Raw genomic sequence first — 26,165 nt, forward strand, 5'->3', positions numbered from 1 at the left:
TGGGCCGATTATTACCTCTTTTTAGGGAGCCTTTTTCAGCCCTAAGAAGGGCGGTATTTTTCACGGTTACCGCTACTTTTTCACGGCCCAAGTAGACGCTAAATTTATTCGCCAAAGGGGATAATTCACGCTGCACCGTTTTCACAACCACTATTAGATCTTGAACCGCAATATCATTTAACTGCCTTGAACCAATAACTTTGAACACGTCTCTTTGTAAGTAGCTTTCCGTACGCTGCTGTATGAGTCGCTGACCAACCATCAGCATTGTGCTCTATCCAGGACTCAGCAGCATCTTGGAAGGAGTTATTTTCAAGTGAGTTTTCTCGACCTGCTTTTTTATAGCTGGATCAGTACCATTCGAGAGGTCATTACGCGCAACACCGAATAGCTCACGAGCAAGCTTTAAACCTATAGCAGGATAATTGCCAATGGTGAGTGTTTTGCTTTTACCTGCAAAGCGATAGTGATAACGCCATGACTTAGCACCACCAGGCATAATGAAGAAGTGAAGCCCTCCCCCATCAGCAAGTGAATACCTCTTATCTCGCGGTTTGGCCGCTTTGAGGTCAGGGTCAGATAGTTTTTTGGTAGTGTATTTAGCCATAATGCATGTACCAGCAAGCAATAAAAAAACAATACATGCATTCGTACATGCATTTTAATTTGATTACAAGCAGCTTACTTAGGGGGCTAGTAGTGCATTAAAGAACATAACACACTGTTTCTTAAGAGATAACTGACCTAGCTAGTAGGCCAGTTATTCAAATTTGGCGGAGAGAGAGGGATTCGAACCCTCGGTAAGCTATTAACCTACACACGCTTTCCAGGCGTGCTCCTTAAGCCACTCGGACACCTCTCCGTAACGACAACACTGTTAAGCAATGCTGTCGAGGGGCGGCAGATTACCGCACTTTTATGAGTTTGACAAGTCAATCTCATCAATAGTTAATTCACGCCATTTACCCAGAGGCAAATCGGTATCTAATTCGATGTGCGCAATGGATTCGCGGTGCAGTCCAACCACTTCATTACCGACCGCTTCAAGCATGCGTTTGACCTGATGGTAGCGCCCTTCACTAATGCTCAAATGGATCAGATTACTCTCCAGCGTGTGTACCATTGCAGGTCGGGTAATCTTCGTTTCACCCTCTAGCATAATACCCTGCTCAAGCTTATGAATCGCTTGCTCAGTGATTGGTTCTGCCAGCGTGACACGGTAGCGTTTGAAGTGCTCATGCTTAGGCGAGGTCAACTTATGTGACCATTGGCCATCATCAGTCACCAGAATCAATCCCGTGGTATCACGATCCAAACGGCCAGCCACATGCAATTGATCACGACGTGGCACGATCAGGTAATCAAACACCGTCAGCGAGTTTTTATCGCGATTGGCACTCACACAGTCCAGCGGCTTATTTAGCATGTAATAGCGGGGCTTAGGCTCGCTAATCACGGTGCCAAGATAAGTGACGTGGTTTGCTTCAGAGACGTGCGTGGAGGATTTGGTGATCGGCTCACCATCCACGAGGACATCGCCGTCGCGGATGGCGCGAACCGCCTGTGAACGCGTCAAATTAGACGCGTTACTAAGTAGTTTATCTAAGCGCATCAGTTAGTCTGATTAATCCGAGTAAGGATTGCGCATGATCATTGTGTGATCACGGTCAGGACCTGTTGAGATGATATCAACTGGAGTTTCCAGAAGCTCTGCCATACGAGCCAGATAAGCACGTGCATTTTCTGGCAGGTCTTCATAAGTAGTCACACCAAAGGTGTTGCACTGCCAGCCTGGAAGCGTCTCGTAGATCGGCTTACAACGTGCAAATGCTGAACTACCGGCTGGTGGCACATCAACAATCTCGCCATCCAACTCATAAGCCGTACAGATGCTGATTGTTTCCAACTCATCCAGTACGTCCAGCTTAGTCACACACAGACCGCTAATGCTGTTTAAACGCATTGCACTACGAAGCGCAACGGCATCTAACCAACCGCAACGACGTGCACGACCGGTTGTTGCACCAAACTCCTGACCTTTCTTAGCGATACCCGCACCCACATCATCAAACAATTCTGTTGGGAATGGGCCAGCACCAACACGCGTCGTGTAAGCTTTGGTAATACCTAAGATGTAGTCCAGATCACGTGGGCCAACACCGCTACCCGTACATGCGCCACCTGCTGTCGTATTCGACGAGGTCACGTATGGGTAAGTACCGTGATCGATATCCAGCAAGGAGCCTTGAGCACCTTCGAACATCACATTCTCATTGTCGCGACGCATTTCATGCAAGCGCGTTGGAATGTCTGCCATCATTGGGCGCAGGCGCTTAGCGTGAGCCAGCGTTTCTTCCAATACCGCGTTGTAGTCCAAAGGCTCAGCTTTGTACAAATGCTCCAGCGCGAAGTTATGGTATTCCATCACCGTTTTCAGCTTCTCAGCGAAACGCGTTTCATCCAGCAAATCACCCAAGCGTAAACCACGGCGACCGGCTTTGTCTTCATACGCAGGACCAATACCACGACCGGTTGTACCAATCGCTTTAGTGCCACGTGCTGCTTCACGCGCCGCATCCAATGCAGCGTGGTATGGCAGGATCAACTGACAAGAAACGGATAGCTTCAAACGCTCAGTCACTGGTACGCCTTCGGCTTCCAGCTTATCAATTTCTTTCAGTAATGCTTCAGGAGACAACACCACGCCGTTACCGATCATGCACTCAACGCCTTCGCGTAAAATGCCTGAAGGAATCAGATGCAATACTGTTTTCTCACCTTTAATTACCAGCGTATGACCCGCATTGTGTCCGCCTTGAAAACGAACCACACCGGTTGCGTTCTCAGTCAGCAGATCAACGATCTTGCCTTTGCCTTCGTCACCCCATTGGGTGCCCAGAACTACTACAAACTTGCCCATTACAATCTCTCTTGATCAAACAAAATGCGTTGTCATTAACCAGCGGTAGCGATACGCCACTCACCGTTATGTTGTTCCAGCACCCGATCGCAACCTTGTAAAGTCGCCGACAGAGTCGCCAGGGGTTCCAGCTGGCGGATTACAATCTCGCCTTGCGCTCTTAGCTCTGCAATCTTGGCAGTCAGCGCAGCATCATCATCAGACGGCGCTAAAATGCCAGCCGCGCTAGCCACTTCCGTGTTCTCACGTAAGCTCAGCAAGGTACGCAGGTTGGTACTAAAGCCGGTTGCCGGACGTGCGCTACCAAAGTTCTCACCAATGCCATCGTAACGGCCACCACGCGCAATCTCACGGCCAAAGCCCGGAATGTACGCAGCATACACAATGCCAGTGTGGTAGGTGTAACCGCGCATTTCTGCAAGGTCTACGTTCACGGTCAGCGCTGGGTAAGCAGCCTGCAAACGTGCCACTAATTGCTGTAGGTATTCCAGCGCTGCCAGTACTTCTTTGCCGCCTCCACTTAGCTGCGCTAAGGCTTCATCCAGTACGTTCACATCGCCATGCAGATTTGGCAGCGCACGCAACATGGCGCAGGCTGTTTTATCAAATCCACATTCAACCAACCATGCATCAATTTCCGGTAAGGATTTACGCGCCAGCTGGTCTAAATAAATATCTTGCTGCTGAGCGTTAAGCCCAACTTCTGCAGCCAGTCCTCGTAAAATACCCACATGACCTAAGTCCAGTACGATATTTTTACGGCCGGTTAATTGCAGCGTATCCAACATCAGGCTAATGACTTCATAGTCACTTTCCATGCCTGCATGACCGAATAACTCAGCACCGACTTGAATCGGCGAACGTGAGCCACCGGCTTGTTCACTGTGCGTCCGCAATACGGTGCCGACATAGCACAAGCGGTTAGGCTGGCCAGGTGCCATTTGCATACGGTGTGAATCAATTCGGGAAACTTGAGGGGTGATATCTGCGCGGAGGCCCATCATACGACCATTGGTCTGATCGGTGATTTTAAAGGTCTGCAGATCCAGTTGTGAGCCCATCGCAATGCTTAGGGATTCCAGATACTCCACCATGGGTGGCATCACAAACCGGTAACCCCAGCTGCGATAAAGATCCAGTAACTCACGGCGCATAGCTTCGAGGGCTTCTGCCTCGGGCGGCAGTGACTCGTTAATTCCATCCGGAAGTAACCAATATTTCATGTCAAACGGTTCTCGTGTGGCATTAAACCAAAAAAAGAAGGAACAGCCCTGCAACCATACTGCCAAACCCAAGCACTCGTAAAGACTTGTCCGGCATTTCTAACATCGACTGATACACTTCTTTTAATTTAGAAGGGGCTGCAAACGGAAGCAGCCCCTCGATGATAAGCACCAATGCTATAGCAGTCAGCAAGTCATTCCAATTGATATTCACTTGCTAACTGCCCTCACATTGATTTTACTGGGATTTATTCTTGAAGTAGCGGAAGAATTCAGAATCCGGCTCCAATACCATCACATCACCTGATTGACCCATCGCTTTACGATACGCCGCCAGACTACGGTGGAAAGAATAGAACTCAGCATTTTTGGTGTACGCTTCTGCATAAATCTGAGCCGCTTTAGCATCACCCTGACCGCGAATCTTCTCAGCTGCGCTATACGCATCTGCTTCGATTATTACAGAGTCACGATCCGCTGCTGCTTTAATACGCTCAGCTTCTTCACGACCACGGGCACGGAAATCCTGTGCTACACGCTCACGCTCAGAACGCATCCGGTTAAATACCGACTCACTAACAGATTCGGTGAAGTCAATCCGGCTAACGCGTACATCCACAATGTTAACCCCTAACTGATTAGCGGCTTCATTGGACTTAGTTTGCAGGCCTTCCATGATCTCATCACGCTCACCAGAAATCGCTTCCTGAATGGTACGCTTAGAGAACTCATTTCGCAGACCGTCGCGCATGATGCTTTCCAGACGATTCTCGGCACGGTTCAAATCACCACCAGTCGAACGGTAGAATTTGCCCGGCTCAGAAATGCGCCACTTCACGAAGAAGTCTACCTGAACGTACTTTTTCTCATTCGTCAAAAAGCTTTCAGGCTGAGCATCCAGCGATAAGATTTGAGAAGAGAAACGCTCAATGCGATCTAAGAATGGAATCTTAAAGTTAAGACCCGGCTCAATGCTTTCTTCAACGATTTTACCAAAGCGCAATACGATAGCGGTTTGACGCTGATCAACAACATAGGCGGAACTGGCAATGAGCACTATCAATGCCAAGATAGCAATTACGATAGGGTTTTTCATTGACGAACTCCTCGGGTTGATTCACGGAGCGATGAGGTATCAACACCTGTATTTTTAGCACGATCCGCAGCATTACTTAGGGCACTAGCCACGGCTGCACCCGCATTTGCGCTGTCGCTGTTTGAGCTAGACGACGCAGCACCAGATTGCATCTTATCTAACGGCAGGTACAACATGTTATTGCCTGACGAAGAATCGATCATCACCTTGGAGCTGTTCTGCAGCACTTCTTCCATGGTTTCCAGATACAAACGCTCACGAGTCACGTCCGGAGCCTTAGCATACTCTGTTGCTAACTGCTCGAAACGTGAGGCCTCACCTTGCGCCTTTGAGATTGCCTGACTACGGGTCGCAGTCGCATCTTCAATAATACGCGCGGCTTTACCACGTGCATTTGGCACTACTTGCTTCGCGTAAGTTTCAGCTTGGTTTTTATAACGGTTTTGATCTTCTCGGGCTCGAATCGCATCATCAAAGGCGTCTTTAACCTGAGATGGCGCTTCAGCATCAGTCACGTTGACTTTCATCACGTCGATACCCGTTTTGTAGTCATCCAGTACACGCTGCATAATGGCCAGAATTTCCGGAGCCATTTTTTCACGATCGGCACCGATGATGGAATCCATCGTAGTACGACCTACCACTTCACGAACCGCGCTACGCATTACGTTATACACAGTAGCCAATGACTGATTGCTCTCATAGTCAGGCAGGTATACGTTAAACAGGTAATCTTCAGGGTTCTTGATGCGGTATTGCACGTTCACTGCGATAGAGATGATGTTCTCATCCTTGGTCAGCATGTGTGTGCTATTGGTTGCATCGCGAGCCGTACGGCTACGATCCACATCCACTAGCTCAACTGTGTCAATTGGGTATGGCAGGCGCCAGTGTAGTCCCGGCATGGTGGTTTGCTTGTACTGGCCAAAACGCAACTCTACGCCTCGTTGTGCAGAATCTACGGTATAGAAACCAGTCGCCATCCACGCAATGAATGCGATTGCGGCTAAGCCAATCACCACATTTTTGCTGACTCCAGGGCCATCTCCGGAAGGCTCACTGTCGCCACCCTTGCCAGATGAATTACCGCCAAATAGCTTTCCTAGCTTTTCATTCATTTTCTGAATAGCATCTTCAATACCGTCAGATGAAGATCCGCCACGTGGACGCTTATTGCTCCACGGATCTTTATCCTTATTCCCACCCGGTTCGTTCCAAGGCATGTATTACTCCGTCTATTAGTTACTCAGGGATCACCTGATTTTCAACTATATGGGCTAAATTCAAAAAGTCAAAGGCGGCAATTGTAAGCGCCTAGTGTTTTTCAGGCAATGCTTGATGTGATTTACTTTAAAGCCTGCCACTCGGGATCTTCTCCAAGTCGATTTAGCGCCTCGTTCAACAAACTGATTCCTGGCTCTTTACGGTGCCATGTTGAGGCACCTGAAGGGTGTGGCAGTGGAATCAATGTACATTGCTCTCCCTCAATTTCACGCTCAAAACGCAGACCAATCACATCGGTTAAGCGCTCAAGCGGTAAAAACTGAGAGATTGCCAATTTTCCGACCAAAATAATTAGTCGAGGTTTCAAAATTTTAAATTCTTGTGACATCCACTCGCTGCATTGCGCGATTTCTTGTGGATTAGGCACCCGATCACCACCTTTTGGCTTTTTGCCCGGAAAGCAGCGACAAACCGAGGCGATATACACCGACTCACGAAACCGCTCTTCATCAATTCCCTGACTGGCAAACCACTTAAACAAGGTTTTCCCAGCGGTCCACGCAAAGGGACGGCCAATATCCCCTTCCCGGTCTCCCGGTGCCTGACCAATCAGCATCACCCGAGACACCACCGGCGTACCTGTAATAACCGGCCCAATCATCTCAGGACAGGCTTTACAATCCCGTAATTGCGTTTGGTGCTGGATTAGTTTCGACTGCATTGAGCCCTCACTGTTGTGATCGTGTCGTGCAGTATAAATGAATGCGACGGGCTATGAGCTAATGAAACACTATTTGAGCGGATTTTAAACGTGTGCAATAAATAATATCCGCCATTTAAATTAGCACACTGATCAGCACTTAATCAGCCAACCCCTTTTATCCTGAAAGACGCTACGTTGAACCGCTTATCGGAGGTGTTAAGTGATTAATTCTATTAATGTCTTGAGGACAAGATCAGGGCTAACAAATTATGCAAACCACTCACACTTCGCCAACCGTGAATGCGATGGTACCGGACGTGGTATTACTTCCCGACGGTCAATCCAGCGCATTTCAATTGTTGAATATTGAATACTTTTCACTATTCTACCGACTGACTGATGATGCGATAGCACGCAGCTTAAAGCATGGGCTTTCTCATCAGCTAATGCACAGTTATAAATTGCATAAAACCAACACCGCCTGGCAAGCCGATGCCGATACCGCGCTGGATGAATTAAACCAGCAACTGATGAAAGGTATTCGTGGTCGACAGAAACAGTTGCCTGTCGCTGGATTACTGGCAATGCCCAAGCAAATTCCAGAGCTAAAGCGCGCCCTGCACCAAAATCCAAATGACTACCTCAGCCACTTTCAGTTAGGCTGGCTGCATATGTTGCAACGCTCACTACCGATGGCTGAAAGACATTTCAATATCGCCGCCTTGCAAAGTCAGGGCGTGAATCCTCAGTTTGCCTCATTTGTTTATCGTCACCTAGCCAATACTCGTTATCGCCGTGGCAATTTTGAGCAAGCGCTACTAGCCATTGAATCAGCACGGGAATGCTGCAGTGGCTATTGTGTGCAATTGCACTATGAATACATTTGCCTGCTATCCCGGACAGCCCGAACCACTCAGGGATTAAGGCAACTACACACACTGTTAAGTAAAGCTCCGCATTACGAGGCTTTTGCCCGCAGCGAGCCAGATTTAACGCGTAACCCATCATTCCAACTGCTGTTTAATCAACGTCGGCAGCGCCATATTCAAACCATTGAGCAGTCGTTGAGTGAGCGTTGGGAAAATGACCCGATCGGATTGCTTAATCTTGATCAGGAACTGGGCCGTAAAAATAGTGTGCAGGCATTGCGACACAAGCAACACCAACTGTTAATGCAACTCCCTAACTTGCTGTTGATCGATACTGCGCGCAGTTGTGCGCTGATTGAAAAGCAACGCCGCCAATATGTGATGCGCGCCTTAAACGCTCGTAAGCAGCAGTTTATCGAAACTATTGAGGAACATCAGGAGTGCGCATCGACAGTGCACCAAGGTGGTCAGTGGTTGATTTTTGCCGCGGTGGTTTCACTGCTAGCCTTAGCGGTTAGTTATGGCATCAGCTTTATTGCGGGTCAGTTTGGGCTGGATTGGCCAATTAATCTGAACGTACAAAATATTGTATTGGTGTGTGCTGGCGTACTGGTGACACTCGGCGTGTTGCTCTGGTACTTCACACCCCGCAAGCTTAGAGCATTAATGCGAAAGCGGCAGCAGCTGGAACGGCTCTACTCCCGCATTCGGACCTTAGCGTGATAGCTGCTTAACCCACATGCTGGTGGCCCCACACACGGCCACTGGCATGGCTAGAAAGTTTAAAACCGGAATCACTGTAATTGCGGTGGTCGCCGCACCAAAGCCTAAAGCGTGGCCACGATTCTTGCGCAACACTGCCAACTCTTCCTTAACAAACATATTATGGTTGCCCATCGGGAAGTCGGTGTATTGCAGCGAGTACATCCATGCGCCATAAATCAGCCACGCTAAAGGCGCGATCAGATTTAATCCGGGAATAACGGTAATCAGCAGTAACACTGGCATCCATTTCAGCATATAGAATATCTTTTTAACTTCGCTGCCGAGCGTTTTACCAATATTTTTCATTAGCGCCGCAATTCCGGAATCATCAGGCATTGGTCGGCCATTGAGTTTCATTTCAACTCGCTCCGCCAGCAAGGCATTAAAAGGCGAGGCAATGAGGTTGGCCACAATGCTGAAGGTATAGTAAATAATCAGCAACGTCAGTAGCGCAAAAAATGGCAGAATAATCCACTGCAGCCATGATAACCAAGAGGGCAACCAATTCAGCATGGCATCCATCATCGACTGAAATTGCCCGTAAGCCAGCCAGATCGCGCCAGTAAACACGACAATATTAATCAGTAGTGGAATAATGACAAACCCGCGAATGCCTTTCTGGGTGATCAGAGAAAATCCCTGAAACAAAAAACCAATCCCTTGAATAAATCCCTGAATCATCGCTGGCGTGCTCCTTAAATCAGCTTGAAGATGGCCGCTATGCTGCGGTCGCGCCAATGGTAACCCTTCTGCCAAAAAAAAACGACCTGCCCTTTTCAGGGAGGTCGTTATGCCTTTTTTCATGCCTTATTAGGTTGGCATTTTATTATTTATTATCACTAATTTTTTTTATCAGCTACTTCAACGTTAACCTTATTGATTTGCCTATTTAGTGCATGTGACATCGAAATGGGTTCACAAAAAATTTGAAAAAGTTTTCTTAACCTAAGATGAACAATTCTAACTGACGCCTTCACCTATTGATTAGGGCAACGGCGATGTAACAAAAATAAGTCAGAGTCGCTGCCCTAATACCTTTCTAATCAATTAATAAAATGGATTTTATTATATGAAACTACACAACAAACTCTTTGCTGAGTTTTTCGGCACCCTGTGGCTTGTACTTGGTGGCGTCGGTAGCGCGAAGCTAGCGGCCACTTTCCCAGACGTTGGAATTGGACTCGTCGGCGTTGCATTTGCCTTCGGCTTGACTGTGGTCACTATGGCTTATGCTGTTGGCCATATTTCAGGTGGTCACTTTAATCCGGCGATTACTATTGGCTTATGGTTTGGTGGTCGCTTCTCATTTGCTGAAGTCCTGCCTTATATTGCGGCCCAAGTTATGGGCGCCTGTGCGGCTGCGGCTATTCTTGCCATTATTATTTCGGGGCAAGCCGGCAGTGAAATCGGTAATCTGGCCTCCAATGGTTTTGGTGAAGCCTCTCCAGGTAAGTACAATCTACTGTCAGTACTGATCACTGAAGTGGTTATGACGGCTGCATTCTTGATGGTAATTATGGGTGCTACCGATCGTCGGGCTCCAGCAGGCTTTGCACCACTGGCGATTGGTCTGTGTTTAACGCTAATTCACCTGATCTCGATTCCGGTATCCAATACCTCAGTCAACCCAGCTCGTAGCACAGGCCCTGCGTTGATCTCTATGGATGCAACCGCGATCTCTCAGCTATGGGTATTCTGGGCTGCACCCATTGCTGGCGCCATACTTGGGGCTTTGATCTACCGCACACTATTGAGTAATAACGCAGAGGACGCGTGATTGACTCATTAACCTAGACTTGTAACAAAAATTGCCCGACTAGTTCGGGCAATTTTGTATTAGAGACTCATGAAGTTTCTATCAGATCTTGCGCCAGCGACGCCCTGCTCTAGCCATCATTTCAACGGCAGCTGTCGGGCCTTCACTACCCGCATCATACGTTTCTGGCTTCAAGCCTGAATCATCCCAGCTCTCCATGATTGGATCAATCCAGCTCCAAGCGGCTTCAACCTCATCACCACGCATAAATAGCGTTTGATCGCCACGTACCACATCCATCAACAGACGCTCATAAGCATCCGGCATCCGCCAGCCTTTGGCTTGATCCTTTGCAAAGGTTACATCCAAAGGAGTAGAGCGTAAACGGAATCCACCAGGCCCTGGATCTTTGGTCATCAGCTCAAGCTGCAAACCTTCATCCGGCTGTAGGCGAATACTCAACACGTTCGGCGTAACAGGAGTAGATAACTCACCAAACACAGAGTGAGGTGGCTTCTTAAATACAATCGCAATTTCAGTGGCCTGAGAGCGCAGTTTTTTACCAGTACGCAGATAGAACGGAACACCCGCCCAACGCCAGTTTTCAACTTCTGCTTTAATCGCAACATAGCACTCAGTTGTGCTATCAGGATTTTTAACTTCGTCGGTATAAGAAGGCGCCGTTTCTGTGCCTAAGTATTGGCCGCGAACGGTGTTACGCAGTGCGGTATGTCCTTTCAGCGGACGCAATGCACGCAATACTTTTAGCTTCTCGTCACGTACCGCATCCGCATTAAAGTCATGCGGCGGCTCCATGGCAATCAGACACAACAGCTGCATTAAATGGTTCTGCACCATGTCGCGCATCGCACCGGAGTGGTCGTAGTAACCACCACGCGTGCCCACACCTAATGATTCTGCAGCGGTAATTTGTACATGATCAATCGCTTGTGCATTCCAGATCGGCTCAAACAAGGCATTAGCAAAGCGCATTGCCATCAAGTTCTGTACCGTTTCTTTACCAAGGTAATGATCAATCCGGTAAATGCAGTGCTCATCGAATACTTCACCGATATCCGCATTCAACTGTTGCGCACTCTTAAGGTCATGCCCTAGCGGCTTCTCAACCACCAAACGTGCACCACCACCAGATAGGCCGGCCGCCGCCAAACCATGCGCGATCACACCAAACAGAGAGGGTCCAACCGCGAGGTAGTAAACCCGAATCCGGTCAGGTTTCTCATTTAGGGTCTCAACCAGCTCAGTCCAGCCTTCAGGATTAGTCACATCATTAGGCATATAATGAATGCGCTCAATAAAGCTATCCAGGTGCCCTTCCAGCTCTTCCTCCGAAATATGCTTAACTAAGGCTTCCCGGGCGAGGCTGCGGTATTTTTCATTGCTGTGATTGCTGAGTGACAAACCAATAATTCTGGCGTCCTCAGGAATTTGAGCTACCGCATGCCGGCGAAATAAAGCAGGCAACAATTTGCGCATGGCAAGGTCGCCAGTGGCACCGAAAATAACAAGGTCGAACGGTTTTACAGGGATTACTACGCTGGTCATAAGGGGTTCCTAATGAGATATGCGGGCAAAATCAAATAGCACAGATTGTAACATTGCCAAGAGTGGCTTCACAGTACGGAAATTCCTGTAACGCAACCATTATTGCTAACAAGCTGCTAGAATACCTTAAAACTCAGGATTGTCCCATGACGACAATGGCAATTATCATTGCTGCAGTGCAACTACTAGGCTTAGTCTTTGCAGTATTCGCACTTCTCTCTACCCGCACCTCACAAGGCACCGTCGCTTGGGTGGTCACCTTAATAGCATTCCCTTGGCTAGGAATACCGGCTTACCTGCTTTTTGGCCGCACTCGATTCAATGGTTATGTTACCGCCAGAGTGGCCCATGAAATTGATTTTCGTAAAAAACTGGGGCTGGAATACAGCAAACTGCGCTGTTATATGTCACCTCACCCTCAAACTGAGAGCCATGACCAGTTAAAAACCTTTGAAGTCCTTGCCAAGCTACCCTTTACCGAAGGGAATAACGCACGCCTGCTCATTAACGGGCGAGCCACCTTTGATGATATTTTTGATGGTATTCGCCAAGCTAAAGACTACGTACTGATCCAGTTTTACATTGTGAATGAAGGACTCATTGGCGATGCCTTTTGGGAGTGCTTAGTTGAGGCGAGAGAGCGTGGCGTACGCGTGTATTTTCTCTATGATGAAATTGGCAGTTATGAACTGGCGGATTGGTATCTTGAGGGGCTACGGAAAAATGGCGTGCAGGTTTATTCCTTCCACTCCAATCGCAATGTACTTAACCGCTTCCAACTTAACTTTAGAAATCATCGCAAAATAGTCGTCGTCGATGGCCTCACAACATGGGTTGGTGGTCACAATATCGGCGATGAATACATTAACAAAGACCCTAAATATCCGTTTTGGCGTGATACGCATATCCGCTTAGATGGCCCTGCAGCATTGGGCGCACAGCTATCCTTCGTTGAAGATTGGCACTGGGTTACCGAGGAAACGCTGCAATTAAACTGGAAGCCGGTTGAAACCTGCTGTTCTAATCAGCGCGCTTTAGTACTGCCTTCAGGACCTTCTGATACCTTCGAAACCGCCAGTTTAATGATGCAATACGCCATGCATGTAGCCAAAAAACGCATCTGGATTGCCAGCCCTTATTTCGTACCGGATGAAGGCGTGCTGCAGTCACTACGCCTCGCAGCCTTGCGCGGAGTGGATGTACGCATTCTGATTCCGGAAAAGCCAGATAATCTACTGATCTATCTATCCGCCTTCTCATTTGTTAGCGGCATCTTAAAAGCGGGCGTTAAGATCATGCGTTATCAGCGCGGTTTTCTACATCAAAAAGTGTTTCTGGTGGATGACTATTTATCAGCGGTCGGCACCACCAATATGGATAACCGCTCGTTCCGGCTGAACTTTGAAGTAACCGTATTGCTTGATGACCGCACTTTTGCGGCTGAAGTCGAAAAAATGCTGCTAGATGACTTCAGCCATGCCCAAGAAATGCTGATCAAAGATGCTGAGAGCAAGCCTCTATGGTTCAAAATACTCTGCCGCGCTGCTTACCTCTCGGCCCCTGTTCAATAGTTTAAGTACTCACTTTGCAGTAATCAGAACGCACCGACCATGCGACGAATACCTTCTAATTGTTGCAAAGTAACATCATAACCGACCTGAATCGCCTCTTCTGCGCGATAAAACTCTAATATCCCAATATCTGACAGGCGTGGCGATAGCAGTATTTCTGGCGGATCACCCGCCATGCGGCTACGAGTAATACGATCTTGCATAATATTGACCGCACCGGCGATTGTGTCAAAAAAGCCTGGTGCTACAGGCTCTGGTGGCGCAGTGCTAATTGCAAATAAGGAACTGGAATAATCCATCACCGTATTACGCAAATTATCCAATAATGGCTGCTCTTTTTTAACAGCACCCGGCTCTGGTTCAGGCTTTGGGGGCAACGGCGATGTTTTGGGTATTCCCGGCTCAGGACGTCGATGCTTGCCAACAATGTCACCGTTTAAATCAACTGCGATGACGACATCAGCGCCTAGCGAGCGACACATGGATACTGGCACAGGGTTAACCAAGCCGCCATCAACCAGCCACTTATCTTCATGCAGCACGGGAGGAAACAATCCGGGCAATGACATCGACGCCCACATCCCTGTTTGCAAGTCACCTTGGGTAAACCAAATTTCCCGACCAGTGTGCAGGTCCGTTGCCACACAGCCGAACGGTTTATCTAACTGATCAAACGTAGCGCCCTTCTCGCAAATAAACTGATTAAAGCCTTCTTGCAGGCGCTGCTTATTAATCCAGCCAGCACGAAAATTTAGGCCGGCATATTTCGCCATTTCCATTTTGGTTAATGAGGTTGCCCAGCTTTCCAAATCATCAAGCCGTGAAGCGGCATAAGCTGCACCGACAATCGCGCCTACCGAACAGCCACAAACTACATCTGGATGAATATCGTATTTTTGTAGCGCACGAATAACCCCAATATGCGCCCATCCGCGTGATGCGCCACTGCCCAAAGCCAGACCGATTTTAACCGTCATGTATTATCCCTGTTACTTTGTTATGTTGGTTCTTAAACCCTGTCGCCTGAACTGCAAGATCAGCACCAGCGACAGGTGCATCACTTTAGTTAATGTCCGCCAGCAGCCCATAAGCAAGCACGCTGCTATAAGCCTTTTGAGAGAGTTTAACGTTATGGCGCCATCGTCACTTCGCCTTTGTAATACTTACCAGCAAAGTAGATAAGCACCAATACCGGCAGCGTCAGAATCGTCGTCATTATGAAGAAGTTGGTGTAACCCATCGACTCCACAATCGAACCAGAATAACCGCCCAATATTTTCGGAAACAAGGTCATTAAAGAACTGAAGATAGCGTACTGAACCGCTGTAAAGGAGATATTAGTTAAGCTCGACAAGAATGCAATAAAGGCCGCACTAGCGAGTCCCGCCGACAGATTATCGGCACCAATGACCGCATACAGCATTGGCATATTGCCACCTGCTGTACTGAGCGCAATAAACAGTAAGTTGGTTAATCCGGAAAGCACCGCACCCAGAAACAGTATCCGCATGACACCATAACGCACCGACAGCAAGCCACCCAGAAAGCCGCCCATAATCGTCATTAGCAAACCAAACAGCTTAGAGACATTGGCGATATCAACTTTGGTGTAGCCCATGTCTTGGTAAAACACATTGGAAATAAAGCCCAGCACGATATCTGAAACGCGGTAAAAGCCGACTAACGCCAATAATAACAATGCCAAGCCTATACCATAGCGACGGAAAAAATCCCGTACCGGCTCAACATAAGCATCTTCAAACATATGACCATCGACCAGCTTTGCGCCAGTTAATACTTTGGCAATAACCCAAGCAACGAAGATACCGGCCGCTAAGCGCATGGTCTCAATAATAAAGCTCGCTAGATTTTTATTATTAAAGGCCTCACCCAGTGATTTTTTAGCATCGGAAACAATCTCTGAACTTAACGTAAAGACCGCAATAAAACCTATCACCGCTAAGACAAACAACAGTAAAAATCGTAGATAGTCCGAAGTGTGATATCTGGACTCATCAGGGCGGTAGCTATCTGGTTCTGGGATAATCAATGTGGTTGCAACACCAACTAACATCACCGCAGCCATAATCACATAGGTATACATCCATGCGGTGTAGCTATAGGCCTCTTTCTGAGTACCAAAGTAAGAGGCTAAATACAGTGCACCGGCACCGGCAACGATCATTCCAATACGATAGCCTGCGATATAGGTTGAGGACATCATCGCTTGTAAATCACGGTCTGCCGACTCAATCCGGTAGGCATCAATAACGACATCTTGGGTGGCTGATGAGAAACCTAAAAGCACGGCTGCAAGCGCCATTGTCGTCAGTTGTGCTTCACCCACTGCGGGATTAGTCAGCGCCATCCACAAAATGGCTGTGATGACCGCAAACTGTGCAACCAGCAACCAACTGCGCCGACGCCCTAGCAAACGGGTGAGAAACGGCACGGGTAACTTATCGATCAAAGGCGCCCAGATAAACTTAAAGGAGTAACCCAAGGCCGCCCAACCAAAAAAGGTTACGGCGGACTTTTTAACCCCGGCCTCACCCAGCCACAAACTCAAGGATGAGAAAATCAGCAGAATCGGTACGCCCGCCGAGAACCCCAAAAACAACATTGTAATCACCCGCGGGTGGATAAAGCTGCGAATGGTTTCACCCCAACCACGCTTGGCAATTATTTCACTCATAATTTTGGAATCTCATAATCGTATTCAATCGTTAAAGGCGCATGGTCCGAGAAGCGTGACTCGCGATATACCGACGCGTTTAATACGGTGCCTTTTAGGCTTGGCGATAAGATATGGTAGTCAATCCGCCATCCGGTATTATTCGCCCAAGCTTGTCCGCGATTCGACCACCAAGTGTATTCATGCTCTTCCTGCTCAAGCTCACGAAACGCATCAACATAGCCTTCGTCATCAAACAAGGTATCCAGCCAAGCGCGCTCTTCCGGTAGAAAGCCGGAGTTTTTCTGATTGCCGCGCCAATTTTTAATATCTTCTTTTTTGTGTGCAATATTCCAGTCGCCACAGATGACGACATCGCGGCCTTCATCGCGTAGTGCTTTGAGTTTTGGTAATAAGAAGTCCATGCCACGGTATTTTACTTCCTGGCGCTCTTCTTTGGATGAGCCGGATGGAAGATACAGACTTATGACGCTCAACTTGTCATAGCGTGCCTCTAAATAACGGCCTTCGCTATCCAATTCTTCAAAGCCCATGCCCGCAATGACTTCATCTGGCTTATGCCGACAATACAAAGCAACACCACTGTAGCCTTTTTTTTCCGCATCGTGGTAATAGCAGTGATAGCCTTCCGGGTGAAAGATCGGATCGCTCAGTTGAGCCACTTGCGCTTTAGTTTCTTGAATGCAGACAACATCTGCCCCCTGTTCAGCTAACCATTCAAAGACTCCTTTACGAGCCGCTGCACGGATGCCGTTAGCATTAATTGTGATGATTTTCATAGGGAGAATATTATACTGAAATTGCTGAATCAGCTCTACTAATTAGCATTTACCTAGCCAATGAGGTTAGAATGGTCAAAATCAAAATTATCGCCAAGAGACTCTGACTTTCATTATGGAACTTGCTGTATTAATCGCTGCGGTTGTTGGCATTGTGCTATTTGCACTCAGCTATCTCAAATTTGCCTACGAAGGGTTTCGTTATCACGTCATTACCGGGTTTTTGGCACTCATTCCTGTTATCAACCTGATTGCATTACCCACTCTTTGGGACCGCACTTACCGCATGCTCATTGTCGGTATTATCGGTTTAGCCATCGCAGCGGGCGCATGGTTTGCAGGGGCTGATCAAACGTTCTGGAGTTACTGGAATCGCAGCCATAAGCAGGTAGCAAGCCCAGCGCTTAGCTCTGGCAGCAATAATAATGGTGCGGCACCTACCGCCGGAACCGCGTCAGGCACCTCAAATACTCAAGCAGATAACAATACGTACTCAAGCTTATTGCCAAGCAAAGCGCTGTATCGTTTAGATTTTGAAACCGCTGCGCCAGATCAAATCAAAGCATTTGTTGGCCGCATCGTTCGTATTACAAATTCAGAGCATGAAGTGACCATTGGCCGTATCCAAAGCGTGACGCCAGCGAGTGTATTTATTGAGCGCACTGGTAGCGCCCATATCGCTTATGAAATGGTATTGAGTAATATCAAAACCGTTGAAGTCATGGTTAAGCGGGAAGCACGATAATGGAAAGCATTTCCTGTTTTGTCTATCGCAGTGAGCGTAAGCAAGGCCTGTACGTGTACCTGACGGAAAAGGATAACTTCGATATCATTCCTGATGCGCTGCGTAAGCGGGTTGGCAGCTTAGTTTATACCTTTGAATTTGACCTGACTGAGTCGCGCAAGCTTTCCCGTAATAACACGAAAGAAGTCATGCAGAGCCTCGCCGAAAAAGGTTACTTCCTACAGATGCCACCGGCCAATACTAATTTTCTCGATTTAGATCTTCATCAGTCCGACGGCTTTTAAAGCACCTAAAATCAACAGACATAAAAAAGGGCAGCAAATAATTTGCACGCCCTTTTTTATTGCTGATCAACACTCAATCAGGCTTTTAGACAGTCCAGAAATTGCTGCATTTCCGAATCGGTACCGATGGTAATCCGCAAGTAATCACTAATCCGTGGCTTGTTAAAGTAGCGCACTAAAATGCCCTTTTCCTTAAGCGACAAATACAAAGCCTCTGCACTTTGCCCTTCTGGTGGCTTGGCAAAAATGAAGTTACTACCCGATGGCAACACACTAAAGCCCAACGCAGTCAGTGACGTTTCAGTCTGCTCACGCGTGGCAATAATCTTAGCCCGACACTCTTCAAAGTAAGGCACATCTCTAATCGCAGCAGCGGCACCCGCTTGCTCAACACGCCCTAGAGGATAGGAGTTAAATGAGTTTTTCACTCGCTCCAGCGCTTCAATCAAATCAGGCTGGCCAATAGCAAAACCTACCCGCAAGCCCGCTAATGAACGAGACTTTGACAAGGTTTGAACCACTAGTAAGTTTGCATATTGCTCAACAAGCGCGATAGCCGTCTGCGCACCAAAGTCCACATAAGCCTCATCCACCAACACAACTGACTCCGGGTTAGCCTTTAGAATTTGCTCAATAGCATCCAGCGGCAATGCCATGCCGGTTGGTGCATTGGGATTTGGAAAGATGATGGCGCCATTGCTTTGGCTATAATCGGCAGGATCAATCTCAAACTGATCATTCAGCGGTATTCTCACCGCATTGATATTGAACAGATTGCAGTAAACGGGATAAAAACTGTAGCTGATATCAGGGTATAGCAGTGGCTTGTCGTGCTTTAGCAATGCCACAAAAGCATGTGCTAACACTTCATCCGAGCCATTACCCACAAACACAAATGACCGGTCCAAGCCATGCAAATCCGCAATCGCTTGTTTCAGGTCATCGGCATTGGGATCAGGATATAAACGCAGAGAGTCATTAACCGCCGCATGCATTGCCTCAATGGCAAGCGGTGATGGCGGATAAGGACTCTCATTGGTATTCAGCTTAATGTACTGCTGATCCTTCGGCTGTTCGCCAGGCACATAAGGATCAAGTTCCTGTACACGCTGGCTCCAGAACTGGCTCATACGGTTCTCCATAAATAATAACGGAGCCGTATCAGCTTCAGATCAGATACGGCATTCCCAAACTAACAGTTGATGACCTGGCGCTAAGGTCGACTTAGAGGTCAGATGATTCATACGCTTAATGCTATTAATATGAACACCTGTCTTATGCATCACGTTTGCCAGATTTTCATTGGCATTCAATTGATAATATCTACGCCAGATTCTGCCACCACGACCACTTCGCTTCAAGCGTGTCGTCGCGTTTAAATGGGAAGGCACGGCTTTAAGGCAACGCTGCTCACTCAATGGCTTGTTGCTTTGTGACGTTTGCTGCTTCGCACGCTGCTTTTGCAACCAAATACGCTGATAATCTGCGCGGGTTTTAGTGAGGTTGGTTGAGGTTTCATTCGCTGAACGCTCACGTTTGCCGTAAAGCGTTTTGTAAACACCCATTACACGGCGCACATATTCACGCGTTTCTTTGTAAGGAGGAATTCCACCGTAGCGATCAACCTTACCTTCACCAGCGTTGTAGCCAGCTAAAGCAAAGTGCATATTGCCTTGGTAACGGTCGAGTAACCAACGTAAGTAACGGGCACCCGCACCAATATTCTGATGGCTGTTGTAACTATTACGTACACCAAAACGACGTGCTGTCGCTGGCATTAACTGCATTAAGCCACGCGCACCTTTATGAGAACGTGCCTTCACTTTGAAGCAACTCTCTGCGGTAATAACAGACTTGATTAGTTCTTGGCTGACGCCGTGTAGACGGCTAGCTTCTTCGATCGACTTTTGATAGCGACGAGACTTGTTTTGCAGCTCATGATAGTTGTACTTATAACAAGGGCGGTAAGACGAGCGCTTACGCGTACTGGTCTTTTTAACACTTCCCATCACTTGCTTATAAGCTTGAGCAGTTAGTAACGGTGCAGCTGGCTGGCTCTTTTTTGCAACCTTAGCTGGAGCTGCTTTGGCGGCTGGTTTAGTGATGAACTCGTCTAAGTTGATGCCAACCAAGCCCTCAATCCCCAAGGTGGACGCCGCGCTAGACGCTCCATTACTGACGAGCTTGACGGTTGACTTGCTTCGATTTGAGCTTGGCGCGGTTAGTACACCAGAAGGTGCCGCCCGACTACTCTTATCCAGCAATGCCACAACCTTCAGCAAATCCTGTTCTATCGCCCCCACTAACCTACTACTCTTATCAGTCGCATGCGATACAGCTGACAAACTAATCAACGGGAGTATCATCAATACGCGCAACAAACACTGTTTATTTTTGACCATTAATGGCTACTCTTAACTCTGGTTTCAAAAAATCCATTCCGTGAAATCCGGAAAATATGATTCAAGTTAGCACAGGCAAAGATCAGAAAGATTCGCCAGAGGAACAAGCGGTGCCATTTTACTCACCAACTGTATTTATATACAATAGCATCTAACAAGTGACTAAACGTCCACCTCTAGTGTATTGTATAAGCAGTAGATAGCCCTAATGAGAGTCCTGAGTAATTCCCTAAGCCCGCGTTTTTCCCTTATATAACAAGATCAAACACCTGAGACTTAAGATAATACATTAAGTAACCGTTTGTCAAAGAACGATCTACTTACTGCACTCCCAGACCAACAGCTGCTCCCCTTTTCTCACCTTCAAACGCGACACCCCACGGTTTAAACGAAGCAATTCCTGCATGGATACGCCTATCGTTCTCGCCAAACTGGCTAAGGATGTGGCGTTAGTCACCGTATGATGCCTTTTCCATGAATTTCTGCGTTTAGTCAGATCACTAACATTACGAATTTGGGCAGATGGCGTGTCACGACACACGGCTGAAGCAGTATTTGGAGCAACTCCACGCCTGCTGGTACTCACCGGTACCGTTGCATAACGACCGTTTTTATCCTTCCACTTGTAATCTGGCTTAATAAAATAGCCTCGCGTGTCAGCGCGGCGAATCGGCTCTGGTGCAAGTTTGGCAAGCGTTGAAGCCAGGTCGGGTGCGGCAGCAGGTTGCGGCTGTGCAGCCGGCTCACCACGCAAGCGCTTATACACGGCAGTCACGCGTCGTACATACTCTTGTGTTTCGCGATATGGCGGAATGCCTGAATAACGGTCTACTGCGCCCTCACCCGCATTATAAGCGGCAATCACATGCGGTAGGTTTCCAGAGAATTTCTTCATCAGAAACTTTAAGTAGCGGGTGCCACCTTGAATATTTTGTGAGGCTTGATACGCATCAGTCACTCCGAAGCGACTAGCCGTAGCAGGCATTAGCTGCATTAAGCCTTGAGCGCCAACCGGAGAACGGGCTTGCTCAGCAAAACAACTTTCAGCCGTAATGACCGCGATAATCAACGCTTCAGTGACGCCATGCCGAGTACTCGCTGCACGAATATAAGGCTGATAATCATTCGCCCGCTTTAGAATCGTTTCAGCACTTGACTGATGACAAGCACGACGACCTCGCGATGAAGCACGTTTTGGCTTTGCCGCCATGACCTGTTCAGCGACTGCAACAGGCACTGAGTTAAACTCTTTCAATCGGCTTGCCAAGCTAAGCGATGGGTCAGCATAAGCAGCTGTCGCCGAAAAAAGTGTCGGCACTAAACAGCCCAACAGCAAGCTTTTGAATCGCTCTGATGTAATTTTCAATGTGTCCATACTCGGTTTAATGTTGCTAAGCTCCTCGCAACCCAAGAATACCATTATTATTTTGGCTTAGTATCCTCTTTTCAGGCGGAGTATACCCCAAGCCATTTTTATGAAAGATTACAAATCAGTAGGGTTTGACCCAGATAAACGCTGGCTTCAAGTGAGGGCCTGCTTAGTAAGTCGCTTAACCAAGCTTCGCCAGTTGCTCCATTTCTTGCTCTGAAAAGCCAGCCTGCAAACGTGCTTCCGTATGAAAAGGGCCACGTAATCCATTGCCCATATACTCTTCCAACAGCTTGATAAAGGTAGGCTCTGGCTCTAGCCCCTGCAGCTCACAGCAATACTTAAACCAATGCGAGCCAATCGCCACATGGCCAATTTCTTCGGCCAAAATCACATGTAGAATTTCAACCGTTGCCATATCACCAACCTGCTCTAATCGCTGAATCATGCCCGGCGTGACATCAAGCCCACGCGCTTCCATCACCCGTGGCACCAAGGCCATGCGCGTTAAGGTGTCGTGGTCGGTTTTTACTGCCATTTCCCACAAGCCATTATGCGCTTTCATATCACCATAGGCATAACCCATGTCTTTCAAACGAGCTTGTAATAAACCAAAATGCTTGGCTTCTTCGCGCGCCACCAGCAGCCAATCCAGATAATATTGATCTGGCATATCACGAAAGCGATACACTGCATCCAGCGCTAAATTAATTGCATTAAACTCAATATGCGCAATGGCATGCACCAAGGTCGCACGCCCGACTTCAGAGCTTAGTTTGCGGGACTTCACATCGCGGGGAGAAACCAGCTCCGGCTTCTCCGGCTTGCCTGCAACTGGCACAGATACAACCGTATCGGTTGCTTCCCGAGGCAATACCTCAAGCGCGATAAAACGCTGATACAACGCCTCGGCCTGAAGCAGCTTCTGAGCAATATCAGATTCCATTAAACAAGCATAAGCAGCTTCATGAATAGAGACAGTAGTAGACATTTTAATTCCTGAAATGAAAAACCCCGCCTAAGCGGGGTTCTGAATCATGGATCAATACTAACGGCTAATGATTAGACGTTGAATGAAGAACCACAACCACAAGTCGTTGTTGCATTTGGATTGCGAATCACAAACTGTGCGCCTTCCAAACCTTCGGTATAATCAATATCGGCACCCACCAAATACTGAAAACTCATTGGATCGATCAGCAAAGTAACCCCTGAGTTTTCAACGGAGGTATCACCGTCATTAATGTTTTCATCAAAGGTAAAACCATACTGAAAGCCGGAACATCCGCCACCAGAAACAAACACGCGCAGTTTAAGCGCTGGGTTGTTTTCTTCTTCAATCAGGGTTTTAACCTTACTGGCCGCAGCATCGGTAAAGTTTAGCGGCGACATTTCTTCCATCGACATAGTTTCAACTGACATTTTCAAATCTCCTGTGCGTATACACGTATAAGTATAGTGTAACGACTTTTTTAACAGCCCACCAACAAGCAGACTATTTTACTGATATTAGGCTTTCGGCACTGATAGATGAGCCGGAACTCCTTCAGCGTTTTCATGTACGTGGCTGATCAATTCATGATGAACCAGCTTTCCGGTAACGCCTGCTCCCACTGCCATTTCCAGCAGATTGTAATGCAAGTCGCCATTAATTCGTGACTTTTCGTAAAGCTCAACCTTATTGTTTGCCAGCACGTTTCCATCAATGCGGCCATTGATCATAACATTCGCTGACTTCACACTTCCTTTAATATGTCCGGCATCACTCAAAATCAAGGTACTATTTTCATCGTCCGAGATTAAGTCCCCTTCAATCGTGCACTCAACGTGCAAAATTCCGGAAAAATACACATCCCCAGCAATTTTCAAGGTACGGTTTAATACTGCATCCACGCGAGGACGAGCAACCGGCGCCTCAACAACCTGCTTTTTTTTGTTCTTTTTGAACATATTACATAATCCTGTTTATCACCAATTGTGCTCAAACCACGAGGATAAGCCCTCCGCGTAGTCTGAAGCACAATATACACCCTTTTTTCTATTGGTTTAGGACGTTTACCGTTCTATGGCAGCATTCCCGGATGACGTAAGGCCTCATCTTCCTCAAAGCCCAGCATTAAGTTCATATTCTGAACCGCCTGACCGGCTGCACCTTTAACCAAGTTATCAATAACTGACAACACAACAATGCGGCTGCCATTACCCGGACGATGCATGGCAATCCGGCACATATTGCTGCCTTTTACCGAACGCGTCTCAGGCTGTGAGCCCGCTGGCAATACATCCACAAATCGCTCGTCTTTATAACGCTGCTCATACATATTTTGTAAATCTAGCGAGCCATCATCACGCGCATACAAGGTCGCATGAATACCACGAATAATGGGCAGCAAGTGCGGGCTGAATGTCAGATCCACATCAGTACCGGCAACCTTTGCCAAGGTCTGTGCGATTTCGGGTTGATGGCGATGGCCTGGTGTGGCGTAAGCTTTAAAACTCTCACCCGCTTCACTGTAAATATTGGCTAATTTACCCTGACGCCCTGCACCACTAATGCCTGATTTGGTATCTGCAATCAACTCTTCCAGATTCACTTTGCCGGATTCAATCAGCGGCAAATAACCTAAAGTTACGGCCGTTGGATAGCAACCGGGGTTGGCAACCAGCTGCGCACCACGAATGTCATCACGGTACATTTCTGGTAAGCCATACACGGCTTCAGCCACTAAATCCGGGCAAGCATGTGTCATGCCATACCATTTCGACCAAACATCCACATCTTTAATACGGAAATCAGCCGCTAAATCGATGACTTTCACGCCAGATTTCAATAATGCAGGGGTATGCTCCATCGCAATCCCGTTTGGCGTTGCGAAAAAAACCAAATCGCAATCACCCAACGCATCGTCACCCGGATCACTGAATTCAATGTCGCAATGACCGCGCAGGTTTGGAAACATTGCATCCACGCGAGAACCAGCATTACCGCGAGAGGTTACAAAGCTCACTTCAACGCCGGGGTGCATAGACAGCAACCGCAGCAACTCAACGCCGGTATAACCCGTAGCGCCTACAATGCCGATTTTTTTCATAATAATTCGCAACTCCAAATTGTTGGCCTTTATAATAACGGGGATTTAGTCGGCAATCTACGCCCATTTCAGCACTCAACCCCAAGGTCAACTCATGTATTTATGGCTCAAAGCAATTCACGTCATTTTTATGGTCACGTGGTTCGCAGGTCTCTTCTACCTACCGCGCTTGTTTATTTACCATGCAATGGACGAAAACAACGCCAGCTTTGACTTGTTCAAGGTGATGGAAAAACGCTTGTTTGGCATTATGACAATCGGCGCAGCGGTCACCGTATTCTTTGGTGTCGGGCTGTTGTCTATGAATTGGGGATATTTGGTTACCAGCGGCTGGTTTATGCTAAAGCTCGTTTTTATCGCAGCGCTGTTTGGCTATCACTACTGGTGTTATCGAATTATGTTGGAGTTTCGTGAAGGGCGTAATCAGCGCAGTCATGTGTGGTATCGCTGGTTTAATGAAGCGCCTGCGGTGGCTTTGATCGTGATTGTTATTATGGTGGTTGTCAAACCGTTCTAGGCCTGACAACCACTATTCAGCACTTACTCAAACGAGGGAAGTAATGGGGAAAGCTCACGTAGGGCTTTCTCATATACCGTTCGTTTAAAATAAACCACCTCTCTAATTGAACGCTGGTGATGTACCCAACGCCAGCCGTCAAACTCAGGCACTGAAGTCGCCTTAAGATCGACAAAGGAATCATCCGTGGTCAACCGCAGCAGGAACCAGACCTGCTTTTGACCAATACAAGTCGGTGTAGATCGTCTGCGAATCAAATGTTTCGGCAGACGATAACGCAACCAGTCGGACGTATAGCCGACTACCTCAACGTGTTCAGATGTTAAACCAACCTCCTCATGAAGCTCGCGATACATTGCTTCGAGCGGAGTTTCACCTTCATTGATGCCACCTTGTGGAAACTGCCAGGACCGTTGCCCGATTCGTTTCCCCCAGAAGACTTTGCCATCGTTATTGGAGAGGATAATGCCAACGTTTGGTCTAAAACCATTCTCGTCTATCACGACATTCTCCATTATAAATCTTGATGGAGCGATTTTTTCATAACTGTCATCAATCAGCAAACGTTAGCGGCTATAATGTGGTTTTT

Annotated in this window: 27 protein-coding genes and 1 tRNA gene; 6 read left to right on the forward strand and 22 right to left on the reverse strand. The window is 47.6% G+C overall.

Going from position 1 to position 26,165, the window contains the following annotated elements:
* Positions 1-274: 274 nt before the first annotated feature.
* The 9 genes from LEUMU_RS0111560 to LEUMU_RS0111600 all read right to left on the reverse strand — a co-directional run bounded on the left by LEUMU_RS0111560 (position 275) and on the right by LEUMU_RS0111600 (position 7,184).
* On the reverse strand, positions 275-607 hold the full coding sequence (locus LEUMU_RS0111560; RefSeq protein ID WP_022952446.1) for an Arm DNA-binding domain-containing protein: 333 nt from the start codon (positions 605-607) through the stop codon (positions 275-277).
* 164 nt (positions 608-771) lie between these two features.
* Positions 772-862 (reverse strand) — tRNA-Ser (locus LEUMU_RS0111565).
* A gap of 54 nt (positions 863-916) precedes the next feature.
* Complete coding sequence (locus LEUMU_RS0111570) at positions 917-1,612, reverse strand: pseudouridine synthase (RefSeq protein ID WP_022952447.1); 696 nt, start codon at positions 1,610-1,612, stop codon at positions 917-919.
* A gap of 12 nt (positions 1,613-1,624) precedes the next feature.
* Complete coding sequence (locus LEUMU_RS0111575) at positions 1,625-2,920, reverse strand: adenylosuccinate synthase (RefSeq protein ID WP_022952448.1); 1,296 nt, start codon at positions 2,918-2,920, stop codon at positions 1,625-1,627.
* A 35-nt stretch (positions 2,921-2,955) separates the two neighbouring features.
* On the reverse strand, positions 2,956-4,143 hold the full coding sequence (locus LEUMU_RS0111580) for an ATP phosphoribosyltransferase regulatory subunit (protein ID WP_022952449.1): 1,188 nt from the start codon (positions 4,141-4,143) through the stop codon (positions 2,956-2,958).
* Between the two features lie 22 nt (positions 4,144-4,165).
* Positions 4,166-4,357: a DUF2065 domain-containing protein gene (locus tag LEUMU_RS0111585; RefSeq protein ID WP_022952450.1), complete on the reverse strand. Its 192-nt coding sequence runs from the start codon at positions 4,355-4,357 to the stop codon at positions 4,166-4,168.
* Positions 4,358-4,381: 24 nt separating this feature from the next.
* Entirely contained in the window at positions 4,382-5,239 is an 858-nt protein-coding gene (gene hflC, locus LEUMU_RS0111590) for a protease modulator HflC (protein WP_022952451.1), read from the reverse strand.
* On the reverse strand, positions 5,236-6,462 hold the full coding sequence (gene hflK, locus LEUMU_RS0111595; protein WP_022952452.1) for an FtsH protease activity modulator HflK: 1,227 nt from the start codon (positions 6,460-6,462) through the stop codon (positions 5,236-5,238). Before hflK ends, hflC begins: the two co-directional genes overlap by 4 nt.
* 122 nt (positions 6,463-6,584) lie before the next feature.
* Positions 6,585-7,184, reverse strand: coding sequence for a uracil-DNA glycosylase family protein (locus LEUMU_RS0111600; RefSeq protein ID WP_022952453.1), 600 nt, complete (start codon positions 7,182-7,184; stop codon positions 6,585-6,587).
* Positions 7,185-7,435: 251 nt separating this feature from the next.
* On the opposite strand from LEUMU_RS0111600, the gene LEUMU_RS0111605 reads away from it, so the two are divergent.
* The gene (locus LEUMU_RS0111605; RefSeq protein WP_022952454.1) at positions 7,436-8,758 is read left to right on the forward strand and encodes a tetratricopeptide repeat protein; all 1,323 of its coding nucleotides are present in this window, start codon (positions 7,436-7,438) and stop codon (positions 8,756-8,758) included.
* On the opposite strand, the gene cysZ is transcribed toward LEUMU_RS0111605, so the two are convergent.
* Positions 8,750-9,481, reverse strand: a complete 732-nt coding sequence (cysZ, locus tag LEUMU_RS0111610) for a sulfate transporter CysZ (protein WP_022952455.1) — start codon at positions 9,479-9,481, stop codon at positions 8,750-8,752. The genes LEUMU_RS0111605 and cysZ overlap by 9 nt on opposite strands.
* Positions 9,482-9,869: 388 nt before the next feature.
* Between cysZ and aqpZ the strand changes: the two genes are divergently transcribed.
* Positions 9,870-10,577 (forward strand): aquaporin Z, encoded by a 708-nt coding sequence (gene aqpZ / locus LEUMU_RS0111615; protein ID WP_022952456.1) that lies wholly within the window; start codon positions 9,870-9,872, stop codon positions 10,575-10,577.
* 81 nt (positions 10,578-10,658) lie between these two features.
* Here the strand turns inward: aqpZ and zwf are convergent, their stop codons facing one another.
* On the reverse strand, positions 10,659-12,122 hold the full coding sequence (gene zwf, locus LEUMU_RS0111620) for a glucose-6-phosphate dehydrogenase (RefSeq protein ID WP_022952457.1): 1,464 nt from the start codon (positions 12,120-12,122) through the stop codon (positions 10,659-10,661).
* A gap of 146 nt (positions 12,123-12,268) precedes the next feature.
* Between zwf and cls the strand changes: the two genes are divergently transcribed.
* The gene (gene cls / locus LEUMU_RS0111625; RefSeq protein WP_022952458.1) at positions 12,269-13,693 is read left to right on the forward strand and encodes a cardiolipin synthase; all 1,425 of its coding nucleotides are present in this window, start codon (positions 12,269-12,271) and stop codon (positions 13,691-13,693) included.
* 23 nt (positions 13,694-13,716) lie between these two features.
* Here the strand turns inward: cls and LEUMU_RS0111630 are convergent, their stop codons facing one another.
* The 3 genes from LEUMU_RS0111630 to LEUMU_RS0111640 form a co-directional block, all read right to left on the reverse strand.
* On the reverse strand, positions 13,717-14,670 hold the full coding sequence (locus LEUMU_RS0111630) for a patatin-like phospholipase family protein (protein WP_022952459.1): 954 nt from the start codon (positions 14,668-14,670) through the stop codon (positions 13,717-13,719).
* Between the two features lie 152 nt (positions 14,671-14,822).
* Positions 14,823-16,388: an AmpG family muropeptide MFS transporter gene (locus LEUMU_RS0111635; RefSeq protein ID WP_026744696.1), complete on the reverse strand. Its 1,566-nt coding sequence runs from the start codon at positions 16,386-16,388 to the stop codon at positions 14,823-14,825.
* Complete coding sequence (locus LEUMU_RS0111640) at positions 16,385-17,167, reverse strand: exodeoxyribonuclease III (RefSeq protein WP_026744697.1); 783 nt, start codon at positions 17,165-17,167, stop codon at positions 16,385-16,387. Before LEUMU_RS0111640 ends, LEUMU_RS0111635 begins: the two co-directional genes overlap by 4 nt.
* A 115-nt stretch (positions 17,168-17,282) precedes the next feature.
* Here LEUMU_RS0111640 and LEUMU_RS0111645 point away from each other — a divergent pair, with 115 nt between their 5' ends.
* Positions 17,283-17,912 carry a hypothetical protein gene (locus LEUMU_RS0111645; protein ID WP_022952460.1) on the forward strand — a complete coding sequence of 210 codons (630 nt, stop codon included), beginning with the start codon at positions 17,283-17,285 and terminating at the stop codon, positions 17,910-17,912.
* Positions 17,912-18,196 (forward strand): YcgL domain-containing protein, encoded by a 285-nt coding sequence (locus LEUMU_RS0111650; RefSeq protein WP_022952461.1) that lies wholly within the window; start codon positions 17,912-17,914, stop codon positions 18,194-18,196. Before LEUMU_RS0111645 ends, LEUMU_RS0111650 begins: the two co-directional genes overlap by 1 nt.
* Positions 18,197-18,273: 77 nt before the next feature.
* On the opposite strand, the gene hisC is transcribed toward LEUMU_RS0111650, so the two are convergent.
* The 7 genes from hisC to argC all read right to left on the reverse strand — a co-directional run bounded on the left by hisC (position 18,274) and on the right by argC (position 25,059).
* Positions 18,274-19,326 (reverse strand): histidinol-phosphate transaminase, encoded by a 1,053-nt coding sequence (gene hisC, locus LEUMU_RS0111655; protein ID WP_022952462.1) that lies wholly within the window; start codon positions 19,324-19,326, stop codon positions 18,274-18,276.
* 42 nt (positions 19,327-19,368) lie between these two features.
* Positions 19,369-20,598 (reverse strand): lytic transglycosylase domain-containing protein, encoded by a 1,230-nt coding sequence (locus tag LEUMU_RS28030; protein ID WP_022952463.1) that lies wholly within the window; start codon positions 20,596-20,598, stop codon positions 19,369-19,371.
* Positions 20,599-20,914: 316 nt separating this feature from the next.
* Positions 20,915-21,964 carry a transglycosylase SLT domain-containing protein gene (locus tag LEUMU_RS28035; RefSeq protein ID WP_211223026.1) on the reverse strand — a complete coding sequence of 350 codons (1,050 nt, stop codon included), beginning with the start codon at positions 21,962-21,964 and terminating at the stop codon, positions 20,915-20,917.
* Positions 21,965-22,148: 184 nt separating this feature from the next.
* Entirely contained in the window at positions 22,149-22,958 is an 810-nt protein-coding gene (locus tag LEUMU_RS0111670; protein ID WP_022952465.1) for a ferritin-like domain-containing protein, read from the reverse strand.
* 71 nt (positions 22,959-23,029) lie between these two features.
* Complete coding sequence (gene erpA, locus LEUMU_RS0111675; protein ID WP_211223081.1) at positions 23,030-23,374, reverse strand: iron-sulfur cluster insertion protein ErpA; 345 nt, start codon at positions 23,372-23,374, stop codon at positions 23,030-23,032.
* Between the two features lie 102 nt (positions 23,375-23,476).
* Positions 23,477-23,917, reverse strand: a complete 441-nt coding sequence (locus LEUMU_RS25775) for a bactofilin family protein (protein ID WP_022952467.1) — start codon at positions 23,915-23,917, stop codon at positions 23,477-23,479.
* Between the two features lie 113 nt (positions 23,918-24,030).
* Positions 24,031-25,059, reverse strand: a complete 1,029-nt coding sequence (argC, locus tag LEUMU_RS0111685; protein ID WP_022952468.1) for an N-acetyl-gamma-glutamyl-phosphate reductase — start codon at positions 25,057-25,059, stop codon at positions 24,031-24,033.
* Positions 25,060-25,153: 94 nt separating this feature from the next.
* On the opposite strand from argC, the gene hemJ reads away from it, so the two are divergent.
* On the forward strand, positions 25,154-25,576 hold the full coding sequence (hemJ, locus tag LEUMU_RS0111690) for a protoporphyrinogen oxidase HemJ (RefSeq protein ID WP_022952469.1): 423 nt from the start codon (positions 25,154-25,156) through the stop codon (positions 25,574-25,576).
* Positions 25,577-25,599: 23 nt separating this feature from the next.
* Here the strand turns inward: hemJ and LEUMU_RS0111695 are convergent, their stop codons facing one another.
* Positions 25,600-26,139 (reverse strand): RNA pyrophosphohydrolase, encoded by a 540-nt coding sequence (locus LEUMU_RS0111695; RefSeq protein WP_425411595.1) that lies wholly within the window; start codon positions 26,137-26,139, stop codon positions 25,600-25,602.
* Positions 26,140-26,165: the final 26 nt, after the last annotated feature.

This window comes from Leucothrix mucor DSM 2157, assembly GCF_000419525.1.
Taxonomy (GTDB): domain Bacteria; phylum Pseudomonadota; class Gammaproteobacteria; order Thiotrichales; family Thiotrichaceae; genus Leucothrix; species Leucothrix mucor.